The organism is Silanimonas sp., assembly GCF_044377035.1.
Taxonomy (GTDB): Bacteria; Pseudomonadota; Gammaproteobacteria; order Xanthomonadales; family Xanthomonadaceae; genus Silanimonas.
Genome location: NZ_JBILJW010000020.1, coordinates 38,166 through 49,186 on the forward strand (window position 1 = coordinate 38,166; position 11,021 = coordinate 49,186).

9 protein-coding genes and 2 tRNA genes are annotated in these 11,021 nt (G+C 64.0%); 8 read left to right on the forward strand and 3 right to left on the reverse strand.

The genetic code is table 11. From position 1 onward, the window contains the following. Positions 1-10: 10 nt before the first annotated feature. Positions 11-3,193 carry a pilus assembly protein gene (locus ACIQ6S_RS11480; RefSeq protein WP_397608485.1) on the forward strand — a complete coding sequence of 1,061 codons (3,183 nt, stop codon included), beginning with the start codon at positions 11-13 and terminating at the stop codon, positions 3,191-3,193. After that, positions 3,186-3,659: a type IV pilin protein gene (locus ACIQ6S_RS11485; protein WP_397608486.1), complete on the forward strand. Its 474-nt coding sequence runs from the start codon at positions 3,186-3,188 to the stop codon at positions 3,657-3,659. Before ACIQ6S_RS11480 ends, ACIQ6S_RS11485 begins: the two co-directional genes overlap by 8 nt. A gap of 37 nt (positions 3,660-3,696) precedes the next feature. Here ACIQ6S_RS11485 and ACIQ6S_RS11490 read toward each other — a convergent pair whose 3' ends face one another. The 3 genes from ACIQ6S_RS11490 to ACIQ6S_RS11500 form a co-directional block, all read right to left on the reverse strand. Then, a complete protein-coding gene (locus tag ACIQ6S_RS11490) occupies positions 3,697-4,221 on the reverse strand; it encodes a GspH/FimT family pseudopilin (RefSeq protein ID WP_397608487.1) in 525 nt (174 codons plus the stop codon). A 321-nt stretch (positions 4,222-4,542) separates the two neighbouring features. Continuing rightward, positions 4,543-4,619: transfer RNA gene (locus tag ACIQ6S_RS11495), tRNA-Asn, on the reverse strand. Between the two features lie 52 nt (positions 4,620-4,671). Then, positions 4,672-5,205: a GspH/FimT family pseudopilin gene (locus ACIQ6S_RS11500; RefSeq protein ID WP_397608488.1), complete on the reverse strand. Its 534-nt coding sequence runs from the start codon at positions 5,203-5,205 to the stop codon at positions 4,672-4,674. 169 nt (positions 5,206-5,374) lie between these two features. Here ACIQ6S_RS11500 and uvrB point away from each other — a divergent pair, with 169 nt between their 5' ends. The 6 genes from uvrB (at position 5,375) to rplT (ending at position 11,005) form a co-directional block, all read left to right on the forward strand. Beyond that, positions 5,375-7,405: an excinuclease ABC subunit UvrB gene (gene uvrB, locus ACIQ6S_RS11505; protein WP_397608505.1), complete on the forward strand. Its 2,031-nt coding sequence runs from the start codon at positions 5,375-5,377 to the stop codon at positions 7,403-7,405. Between the two features lie 91 nt (positions 7,406-7,496). Continuing rightward, a tRNA-Val gene (locus ACIQ6S_RS11510) sits at positions 7,497-7,571 on the forward strand. 160 nt (positions 7,572-7,731) lie between these two features. Next, positions 7,732-9,639: a threonine--tRNA ligase gene (gene thrS, locus ACIQ6S_RS11515; protein ID WP_397608489.1), complete on the forward strand. Its 1,908-nt coding sequence runs from the start codon at positions 7,732-7,734 to the stop codon at positions 9,637-9,639. A 33-nt stretch (positions 9,640-9,672) separates the two neighbouring features. Next, entirely contained in the window at positions 9,673-10,194 is a 522-nt protein-coding gene (infC, locus tag ACIQ6S_RS11520; RefSeq protein WP_298338932.1) for a translation initiation factor IF-3, read from the forward strand. Between the two features lie 240 nt (positions 10,195-10,434). Continuing rightward, positions 10,435-10,632 carry a 50S ribosomal protein L35 gene (gene rpmI, locus ACIQ6S_RS11525; protein ID WP_002811096.1) on the forward strand — a complete coding sequence of 66 codons (198 nt, stop codon included), beginning with the start codon at positions 10,435-10,437 and terminating at the stop codon, positions 10,630-10,632. 13 nt (positions 10,633-10,645) lie between these two features. Continuing rightward, positions 10,646-11,005 (forward strand): 50S ribosomal protein L20, encoded by a 360-nt coding sequence (gene rplT, locus ACIQ6S_RS11530; protein WP_297866958.1) that lies wholly within the window; start codon positions 10,646-10,648, stop codon positions 11,003-11,005. The last annotated feature ends 16 nt before the right edge of the window (positions 11,006-11,021 follow it).

An 11,021-nucleotide genomic window follows, 5' to 3' on the forward strand; every position in this document is an offset into this window, starting at 1 on the left:
AGCTTCCCCCATGAACGCCTCCTCCACCTTCCAGCACTCCGGTCGCATCCGCGCCCTTCGTCAGCGCCTGTTGGCTGCGGCGATCGGCCTGCTTGCGACGATGCCTGCCGTCGCCAACATCCCGATTCCGGATGTGCCGTTGCAGGCCGGTGCGACCGTTCCGCCCAACCTCTGGTTCATCATCGACGATTCGGGATCGATGGATTGGATCTGCATGCCTGGGGCCGGCACAAGCGAGGACGGGGCTTGTAATCAACTGCCTGCCGTGAGCGGGCACGATATTCGGCGATTGACCTACGTCACCAACACGATCTACTACAACCCCAACATCACGTATCAGCCTTGGCGCGGAGCTGACGGCACCAGACTGGCGGATACCACCTACACGGCGGCCTACACGGATCGGGCACTGTTGTCCGGGTCGATCAATTTGTCCGACAACGACCAGACCTATTACGTTCCCAAGACGGCCACGTCGGATCGGAGTGCGGCGTCCGGCTACTTCCGCTACGACCTGCGCAGTAACTCCAACGGCGGATTGATCCGCCGTTGCGAGTGGCGCACGGGGACGACGTGGGACATCGGTTGTGTCAATCTGGCCTCGGTGACTTGGGGGGCGACCACTCGTACCGTCGCTCAAGAGCGCCAGAATTTCGCCACGTGGTACTCATTCCACCGCTCACGCATGAAGGTGGCGAAGGCGGGCGCCAGCGAGGCCTTCGCCGATCTTCCTCCGGACATCCGTGTCGGGTACACGACCATCTGGAACCGCAGTACCTTCCGCATCCCCGTGGGTACCAATGGCGGCAAGTTCGAAGGTACGAATCGCTCGACTTGGTTTGAAAGGCTGCGGTCCGCGAATCCAAGTGGCGGAACGCCGCTGCGTGGTGCGTTGAATGCGGCACGCACCTACTTTTCCGAGTCTGGAGATACCGGCCCGTGGGGGCCTGGTACGGGCAGCACACAGCTCGCCTGCCGCCAGAACTTCGCCATTCTCACCACCGACGGCTACTGGAATGGTGACGCCTACAGTGACAACGTCGACAACACGGCAGGCTCGACCATTACCGGGCCGAACGGTGAAAGCTACACCTACTCGCCCGCGTTGCCCTACAAGGATAACTTCCCAGGCACACTTGCTGATCAGGCGATGCAGAGTTGGCGGACCGACCTTCGGACCGACCTCGCGAATAATGTGCCCTATTCGCCCGCCAACCCCGCGTTCTGGCAGCACCTCGTGACCTTCGGAATCTCGATCGGTCTGCAGGGCACGCTCAACCCCGATACCGATCTGCCAGCGTTAACCAGTGGGACGAAGTCGTGGCCCGATCCCATGGATGCTGAGGATGTTCACCGTATCGACGACCTCTTCCATGCCTCGGTGAACGGTCGGGGTGATTTCGTTGCCGCCAGCGATCCCAAGGCCTTCCGCGACGGACTCGGTGCTGCGCTGGCGACCATCGTCGCCCGGACGCTTTCCAACTCGAACGTTGCGACCAACAGCACCTCGTTCAGTTCGGGAACCCAGATCTTCCAGGCGGGCTTTGTCAGCGGCCAGTGGAGTGGCGAGTTGAGCGCGTTCCCCCTGACTGCCTCTGGTGTGGGGGCCGTCCCGACATGGCGAGCTTCCCCGGTGGTTCCGGCTTGGACCTCACGCAAAGTCTTCACGTCAAGTGGAGGTAGTGGCCAATCCTTCCCAACGGTGGCCCAGAACACCACGCTGACCGCGGATGTCGTCAATTACCTGAAGGGTGACCGCAGCAAGGAAATCCAGAATGGCGGCACCTTGCGTGACCGCGTCCACGTGCTCGGCGACATCATTAATTCCTCGCCTATCCACGATCCGGTCACCAACACGGTGTTCGTCGGCAGCAATGACGGCATGCTCCACGCTTTCTCGGGCGCCAATGGCGCCGAGCAGTTCGCCTATGTGCCGGCCGGCCTGAATTTCACCAACCTCAAGACCTTCGCCGACAAGGACTACAAGCACCGGTTCTTCGTTGACGGGCAGGTGGTGGTGTCTTCGCGACGTCAGACACCTAACAAGTCGATCGTCGTTGGTGCCTTGGGGCGGGGTGGCAAGGGCGTTTTCGCCCTCAATGCAACGTCGCCTGGCAGCTTTGACGCCGCCAACGTGCTCTGGGACAAGACGGGCGCCGCGGCCGAAGCCAACATGGGGCTGGTGATTGGTCGCCCGGTCATCGCCAAGCTCAACAATGGCGTGACCGGCCTAATCATCCCGAACGGCATCAACAGCGCCAGCAACCGGGCTGTGTTGATGATCTACAACCTCGAGACCGGTGCGTTGATCGCGGAGATCGACACCGGCGAGGGGTCCTCGACGTCGCCCAACGGCCTGTCGAGCCCGGCGGTCTTCGACGCGGGCGGTGACGGTACTGTCGATTTCATCTTCGCCGGTGACCTGTTGGGCAATATGTGGCGGTTCAACGTCTCGAGCACGACACCGACAGCCTGGACCACGGCGGGGAACCGGTCGAAGTTGTTCGCGGCGGGGAGCGCCAAGCCGATCACGGCTGCACCTGCGCTCGCGCTGAATCCCAAGGATTTCAAGCTTTGGATCTTCTTCGGTACGGGTCGTTACCTTGCAGCCGGTGACCCCGGTAGCACCGCGGTGCAGTCTTGGTACGGAATGCGTGACAGCGCAACGGAGATTCCTTCGGGAGACCTCCAGCGGCGGAAGATTGAGCAGCAGACCAATTTGTCTGGCCGACTCGTTAGGACGTTCGAGACTGCCGGGGCTTTGGATCCTGCCAAGAAGGGCTGGTTTATCGACCTGCTGAAGCCTCCCTATCCCCCGGGAATTGCCGAGGGTGAGCGCATGATCACCAACCAGCGCGTGGTCGGTCGCACCTTGATTGCCTCGTCGGTCATTCCGAGTACAGATCCGTGCGCCGTGGGCGGCACGGGGTTTGTGAATGCACTTGATGCCTTCACTGGCGCCAGCCTCACCAGCAGCTTCTTCGATATCGACCGTGACGGCGATTTTTCCGACGAGACGGCGGGAGGTCGGCCGGTTGGTGGCATCGACTTGAACATTTCAATGCCGACGGAGGCTGCTCTGGTCGAGTCGATTCTGGTGGTCGGCGGCTCGCGGAGTACGACGGGTGAAGTGCCCGTGGACTTGAGTTCGCTTTACGGGCGGGTCTCCTGGCGAGAAGTCGTTCGTGACTGACTCCATCTCAACGACGACGATCGAGGAGAAAACCATGAGCATGCATCGACATTCGATGGGCTTCACCCTGCTTGAATTGATGATCACCGTGGCGATCATCGCGATCCTTGCGGCCATCGGCTATCCGAGCTATCAGGACTATGTCATCAAGTCCCGGCGTGGGGCGGTTGCGGTCTGCCTCACGGAGGTCTCGCAGTTCATGGAGCGCTTCTACACCACGAACCTGCGCTACAACACCTCCACCGCGGGAGTAGCCGTCGCCATTCCCGCCCTGCAGTGCCGGACTGATCTCGCAACCCACTACACGATTTCGTTCAACGGTGCCCCCACTGCCACGACCTATGCGATCCAAGCGGCACCTCAGGGCGTGCAGGCGTCGAAGGACACGAAGTGCGGCACGCTGGGATTGAACCAGGCCGGCGCAAAATCTGAATCCGGCACTGGTTCGGTAGCGGATTGCTGGTGACGACCGGTCTACTTCGCATACTTGCTTCGCTTGGCATTTAGGGGCAGGCGTCGGCCGCCGTCGGCTGCCCGAGGCGGACGCGGCCGGCCACGCTGATCACCACCGTGCGTCGCGCCCGTCCCTCGGCATCGCAGGCCACGGCGGTGAGGTTGCTACCGCCGCCTCGTCCATCGGGCCGGAAAACGATGATGGGGCGGCTCTCGCTGATGCGCAGCCTCACTTGCTTGAAGTCGCCGCTGTTGGTGACCCGCAGCACGGGTTCGCTCCGACTGCGCTCCCCGTTGCCGTTGACGTCCAAGAAGGTCATGAATCCTTCGGACCATGAGCCATCGAACCGGCAGCTCTCTCCGTCTTCGGTTCGGCAAAGGACCGTTCGATAGCCTCTGACGATGGCCGTGTTGCGGGCTAGGTTGAGTTCCGTGTGAAGCACGCTCGCGAAGGCGCGCGCTTTGTGCGACCGGGCCCAGTCGGCATAGGCGGGGGCGCTGATGCTTCCCAAAATGCCCAAGAGCGCGATGACAATAGCAAGTTCAACGAGCGATTGACCGGATTGGCGTTGCATGGCGGACTCCTCATGAAGGCGCTCCACCTTGCGTCGAGTTGCTATCCCGGAGTGTCAGGAAATCACTTGGCGTCGATCCGAAGTTCGCTGAATCCTGAGTTCGGGATTCGCGGTGGCCCAAGGCTCTCTCTCGCCTTGGAAGATCGAAGACAGGAAATAGAGCAGGGGCGTTACACATTCCGCGCGTCCTGTCGGAGCGTTGAGCCCGCCGATGTTGCCCCGGCGCGAGGGGAAGGCCTCTCTGATCGCCTCTCCGACGGTCCATCCCCAATAGCAAGTCAACAAAAAGCCCGCTTTCGCGGGCTTTTTGTTGACTTGATTTGGCGCCCGAAGTTGGACTCGAACCAACGACCCCCTGATTAACAGTCAAGTGCTCTAACCGGCTGAGCTATTCGGGCAGGGCGCGTATTCTCGTTTCCCGGGCCGGGGACGTCAAGCCCTGTTCGCCTTTCAGTCCGAGCCGCACGCTGGGGTGTCGCGCCCCGCGGGCGCGGTTCGGGTCCGTCCGCCGGTGTTGATCACCAGCAGCCGGAGGGCCGCCAGCGATTTGGCGCAGATGCGCAGGGTGGTGTTGCTGCCGGCGGAGCGCCCGTCCGGGCGGAAGCCGATGACCGGGCGGTTCGCGCTGCCGACCATGTGCAGGCCGTTGAAGTCCTTTTCCTGCTGCACGCGAAGCACCGTTTCGCCGGGGGAGAGGTCGCGGTCGTAGTTGCGGTCCTCGAAGGTCATCGCGCCGGCGGACCACGCGCCCCAGTCGAGGCACTTCGAGAAATCCCGCGTGCGGCAGATGACGACTTGGCGGCGGCGGAACACGGCTTCGCTGCGGGCAAAGGCGAGCTCCGCCTGGAACCGGTCGGACACCGTCCGGGCGGTGGTCCGTTCGATCACGCCCTGGAAGGCGGGGATCGCCAAGCCGGCCAATACGCCGATCAGGGCGACGCCGATCAGCAGTTCGGGGAGGGTGAGGCCTTGCTGGGTGCGCATCGGGACGTCCTTGTGGTCCGTTGGGGGGAATGCGGAAGCAACGCGGCCATGGTCTGCCCGTGCGGGCCGTGCGGGCTGTCATCCGCGGGCATCGGCTGCCGTAGGAATTCCACGCGGTCTGCTCGCGTGCGGCACCTATACTGGCGTGTTGCCCAATCCACCCCCGCCGATGACCCAGCGCTTCAAGCTGCACTCCGAGTACCGTCCTGCTGGCGACCAGCCGCAGGCCATCGAGCGCCTGTCCGTGGGCTTCGAGGCGGGCGTCGCGGCGCAGACCCTGTTGGGTGTCACCGGTTCGGGCAAGACCTACACGATCGCGAACGTCGTCGAGCGCATCCAGAAGCCGACCCTGGTGCTCGCGCCGAACAAGACGTTGGCCGCGCAGCTTTACGGCGAGTTCAAGTCGTTTTTTCCGGACAACGCGGTCGAGTACTTCGTCAGCTACTACGACTACTACCAGCCGGAAGCCTACGTGCCGTCCACCGACACCTTCATCGAGAAGGACAGCGCGGTGAACGAGCACATCGAACAGATGCGCCTGTCGGCGACGAAGGCGCTGCTGGAGCGCCGGGACGCGCTGATCGTCGCGTCGGTCTCGGCGATCTACGGCCTGGGTGATCCGAACGAGTACTTTCGGATGGTGCTGCATCTCGTGCGCGGCGACCGGATCGACCAGCGCGAGCTGATCCGCCGGCTCACCGAGATGCAGTACACGCGCAACGACATGGAGCTTCGGCGTGGCAACTACCGGGTGCGCGGCGAGACCATCGACGTGCATCCGGCCGAAGTCGAGGACGAGTGCCTGCGCATTGAGCTGTTCGATGGCGAGGTCGAGCGCCTGTCGCTGTTCGATCCGCTGACCGGCGCCGTGCAGCGCGACCTGCCGCGCTTCACGCTGTACCCCAAGTCCCACTACGTCACGACGCGTCGGACCATCCTCGACGCAATCGAGACCATCAAGCCCGAGCTGCAGGACCGCCTGCAGTGGTTCTATGCGCAGAACAAGCTCGTCGAGGCGCAGCGCCTGCAGCAGCGCACGCAGTTCGACCTCGAGATGCTCGCGGAGATCGGCTTCTGCAAGGGCATCGAGAACTACAGCCGACACTTGACTGGCCACATGCCGGACGAGCCGCCGCCCTGCCTGTTCGACTACCTGCCGCCCGACGCGCTGCTCGTCGTCGACGAGTCGCACGTGACGATTCCGCAAATCGGCGGCATGTACAAGGGTGATCGCGCGCGCAAGGAAACGCTCGTCAACTTCGGTTTCCGACTGCCGTCGGCGCTCGACAACCGGCCGCTGCGCTTCGAGGAATGGGAGCGTCGCTCGCCGCGCTCGATCTACGTGTCGGCCACGCCCGGCAACTACGAGATGGCGAAGTCGGAGGGCGAGATCGTCGAGCTGGTCGTCCGCCCGACCGGCCTGCTGGACCCAGAGGTCGAAGTTCGCCCGGTGGCCACGCAGGTGGACGACGTGCTGTCGGAGATCCGCGAGCGCGTGTCCTGGGGTGACCGCGTGCTGATCACCACGCTCACCAAGAAGATGGCCGAGAACCTCACCGACTACCTCGGCGAGCACGGCATCAAGGTCCGCTACCTGCATTCCGACGTGGAAACGGTCGAGCGCGTCGAGATCATCCGCGACCTGCGGCTGGGTACCTTCGACGTGCTGGTCGGCATCAACCTGCTGCGCGAAGGCCTCGACATGCCCGAGGTGTCGCTGGTGGCCATCCTCGATGCCGACAAGGAGGGGTTCCTCCGCGCGGAGCGCAGCCTGATCCAGACCATCGGCCGCGCGGCGCGCAACCTTCGCGGCAAGGCCATCCTCTACGCCGACAAGATCACGCCATCGATGCGGGCGGCGATGGGCGAAACGGCGCGCCGCCGGGAGAAACAGGCCGAGTACAACCGCGTGAACGGCATCGAGCCCACGTCGATCCGCAAGGAGATCCGCGACATCATGGAAGGCGCGCGGGCCGAGGCCGACGCGCCGAAGGCGCGGGGGCGCGGCAAGGGCAGGGCCCCGAGCGCGCTCGCGGTGGCCGAGGAGGCCATGGGCTACATCGATCCGGACGTCGCGGCCAAGCGCATCGCCGAGCTCGAGTCGCGAATGTTCAAGCATGCGCAGGACCTCGAGTTCGAACAGGCCGCCGAGGTGCGCGACCAGATCCACAAGCTGAAGGCGCGGATCATCGGGTCCTGAGCCCTCGCCCCGGCCAGGCCTCCACGGGCTTGCCCGGCTGCGCCGCCCCCGGTATAGTGCGCGACTCGGCGGAGCCCTCGGGTTCCTGCACGGGCGGTTAGCTCAGCGGTAGAGCACTACCTTGACATGGTAGGGGTCACAGGTTCGAACCCTGTACCGCCCACCAAAACATGTCGACCAGAGAGACGTAGTTCGAACGAACACGATCACCATGACGCGCAACGGAATCCATCGCTGAATCCCGCGCAGTCCCTCTGGATCCTTGAAAGGGCGCCTGTGCGCCCTTTTTTCTTTTCCGATTCCCCGAATTCCGAGCCCCGCCGCCCATGATCGCCATCACGCTTCCCGACGGTTCGCAGCGCCAGTACGAGCCCGGCACCACGGTTGCCGACGTCGCCGCCAGCATCGGCGCGGGCCTCGCCAAGGCCACGCTGGCCGGCAAGGTCGACGGCAAGCTGGTCGATGCCAGCTTCCCGCTGCAGGCCGACGCCTCGCTCGAGATCGTCACCGAGAAGCACGCCGATGCCCTCGACGTGCTGCGCCATTCCACCGCTCACCTGCTGGCCCAGGCCGTGCAGCGCCTCTACCCGGGCGCTCAGGTCACGATCGGCCCGGTCATCGACAACGGCTTCTACTACGACTTCGCCTACGAGCGCGCCTTCACCCCGGACGACCTGCCGAAGATCGAAGCCGAAATGGCGAAGGTCGTCGCCGAGCAACTGCCGGTGGCGCGCTCGCTGAAGTCGCGCGACGAGGCCGTGGCCTTCTTCAAGGGTCTGGGCGAGCACTACAAGGCGGAGATCATCGAGTCGATCCCGGCCACCGAGGACCTCTCGCTGTACTCGCAGGGCGAGTTCACCGACCTTTGCCGCGGCCCGCACGTGCCGAACACCGGCAAGCTGCGCGCCTTCAAGCTGATGAAGGTCGCTGGCGCCTATTGGCGCGGTGATTCGAACAACCAGATGCTGAGCCGCATCTACGGCACCGCCTGGCTCAACGACAAGGACCTCAAGGCCTACCTGACCCAGCTCGAGGAGGCCGAGAAGCGCGACCACCGCAAGATCGGCAAGGCGCAGAGCCTCTTCCACGTGCAGGAGGAGGGGCCGGGCCTCGTCTTCTGGCATCCGAAGGGCTGGCGCCTGTGGCAGGTCGTCGAGCAGTACATGCGCCGCGTGTACCGCGATTCCGGCTACCAGGAAGTGCGCTGCCCGCAGGTGCTCGACGTCTCGCTGTGGAAGAAGTCCGGCCACTGGGACAACTACCAGAACAACATGTTCTTCACCGAGTCGGAGAAGCGCACCTATGCGCTGAAGCCAATGAACTGCCCGGGCCACGTGCAGGTCTTCAACCAGGGGCTGCACAGCTACCGCGACCTGCCGATCCGCTACGGCGAGTTCGGCGCCTGCCATCGCAACGAGCCCTCGGGCGCGCTGCACGGCATCATGCGCGTGCGTGGTTTCACGCAGGACGACGGGCACATCTTCTGCACCGAGGACCAGATCGAGGCCGAGGTCACCGCCTTCCACCAGCAGGCGATGAAGGTCTACGCCGACTTCGGCTTCAGTGAGATCGCGATGAAGATCGCGCTGCGCCCCGAACCGCGCCTCGGCGACGACGCCACCTGGGACAAGGCCGAGAACGCCCTCCGCGCCGCCCTGCGTGCTGCCGGGGTCGAATGGGAGGAGCTGCCGGGCGAGGGTGCCTTCTACGGCCCGAAGATCGAGTACCACATGCGTGATTCGATCGGCCGTGGCTGGCAGGTCGGCACCATGCAGGTCGATTTCATGATGCCGCAGCGCCTCGGCGCCGAGTACGTCGACGAATCCTCGACCAAGCGCCACCCGGTCATGCTGCACCGGGCCATCGTCGGTTCGATGGAGCGTTTCATCGGCATCCTGATCGAAAACCATGCCGGCGCCTTCCCCGCCTGGCTGGCCCCGATCCAGGCCGTGGCGATGAATATCACCGACGCGCAGGCCGATTACGTGGCCGAGGTCAGGAAAACCCTTATGAATCAAGGCTTCCGGGTCGAATCCGATTTGCGGAACGAGAAAATCGGCTATAAGATCCGCGAGCACACGCTGCAGAAGGTCCCGTATTTGCTGGTCGTTGGCGACCGCGAGAAGGAAACCGGGACCATCGCCGTGCGTACCCGCGAAGGCGTCGACCTCGGTTCGATGCCGGTCGCGGAGTTCGCCGCGAAGCTGGCAGCTGAGAACGGTCCCGCCGCCTGAGCGTCGGGTTGAAGCACCCCTGGAGACTGCCCCATCAGTACTGAAAAACCCAATCGCAAGAACCTCGAGATCCGCGTCCCGCGCGTGCGCGTGATCGGCGCGGAAGGCGAGAACGTCGGTGTCCTGTCGCGCGATGAAGCGCTGCGCATGGCGGAAGATCTCGGCCTCGATCTCGTCGAGATCCAGCCGAACGTCGATCCGCCGGTGTGCCGGATCATGGACTTCGGCAAGTTCCGCTTCGAGATGCAGAAGAAGGCTTCGGCGGCCAAGAAGAAGCAGAAGCAGGTCGAGATCAAGGAACTGAAGTTCCGCCCGACCACGGACGTCGGCGATTACGACGTCAAGCTTCGCAACATCCGCCGGTTCCTCGAGGAAGGCGACAAGGTCAAGATCAACATCCGCTTCCGCGGTCGCGAGATGAGCCATCAGGAGCTCGGTATCGCGATGGCGGCCAAGATCGAAGCCGACCTGGCCGACGAGATCATCGTCGAGTCGCGTCCGCGCCTCGAAGGCCGCCAGATGGTCATGATGCTGGCGCCGAAGAAGAAGGTCTGAGGCCGGACTTCCGGAAGAAGGGCGCCGGCCCGACCGGATGCCCTGACGCCTGCTGAACCCTGAAACGCCCGCCTTGCCATGGTGGGCGTTTCTGTTTCATAATCCGAGGTTCCCGCGTTGCGGGAGAGGATCCCCGGAGCTTCGCGATGAGCGAGGCCCGGTTACCGCCGGTTCGGGCAGGAAGGAAAGCACGGTTCACGCCGTCGCCCGGCCAGTAAAAGCACTCCGAAAGGACCCGTTATGCCCAAGATCAAGACCAACCGGGCTGCCGCCAAGCGTTTCCGCAAGACGGCCTCCGGCAAGTACAAGTGCGGCCACGCCAACCGTAGCCACATCCTCACCAAGAAAGCGACCAAGCGGAAGCGCAACCTGCGGCAGACGAACCATGTTCGTGCCGAGGACGCGGGCCGTCTGGACCGCATGCTGCCGTATCTCTGAGGAGGACTGACCCATGGCACGAGTTAAGCGTGGTGTCACGGCGCGCCGCCGTCACAAGAAAGTCATTGCCGCTGCGAAGGGCTACTACAACGCCCGCCGCAAGGTGTTCCGCGTCGCCAAGCAGGCCGTCACCAAGGCCCAGCAGTACGCGTACATCGGCCGCAAGCGCAAGAAGCGCGATTTCCGTTCGCTGTGGATCGTCCGCATCAATGCGGCGGCCCGCCTGAACGGCTTGAGCTATTCCCGCCTGATGAACGGCCTCAAGAAGGCCAACGTCACGCTGGACCGCAAGGCCCTGGCCGACCTGGCCATCCACGACGCGGCCGCCTTTACGGCCGTGGCGGAGCAGGCCAAGCGCGCTCTCGCGGCGTAAATCGGCAACTGCATCG

What these genes read in the sequence shown, in the direction of transcription:
- ACIQ6S_RS11480 (WP_397608485.1), top strand. Translation starts at nt 11, where the DNA reads ATGAACGCCTCCTCCACCTTCCAGCACTCCGGTCGCATCCGCGCCCTT.
- rplT (WP_297866958.1), top strand. Translation starts at nt 10,646, where the DNA reads ATGGCACGAGTTAAGCGTGGTGTCACGGCGCGCCGCCGTCACAAGAAA.
- ACIQ6S_RS11500 (WP_397608488.1), bottom strand. Translation starts at nt 5,205, where the DNA reads ATGCGCACCCAGCAAGGCCTCACCCTCCCCGAACTGCTGATCGGCGTC.
- uvrB (WP_397608505.1), top strand. Translation starts at nt 5,375, where the DNA reads ATGACCCAGCGCTTCAAGCTGCACTCCGAGTACCGTCCTGCTGGCGAC.
- ACIQ6S_RS11490 (WP_397608487.1), bottom strand. Translation starts at nt 4,221, where the DNA reads ATGCAACGCCAATCCGGTCAATCGCTCGTTGAACTTGCTATTGTCATC.
- thrS (WP_397608489.1), top strand. Translation starts at nt 7,732, where the DNA reads ATGATCGCCATCACGCTTCCCGACGGTTCGCAGCGCCAGTACGAGCCC.
- rpmI (WP_002811096.1), top strand. Translation starts at nt 10,435, where the DNA reads ATGCCCAAGATCAAGACCAACCGGGCTGCCGCCAAGCGTTTCCGCAAG.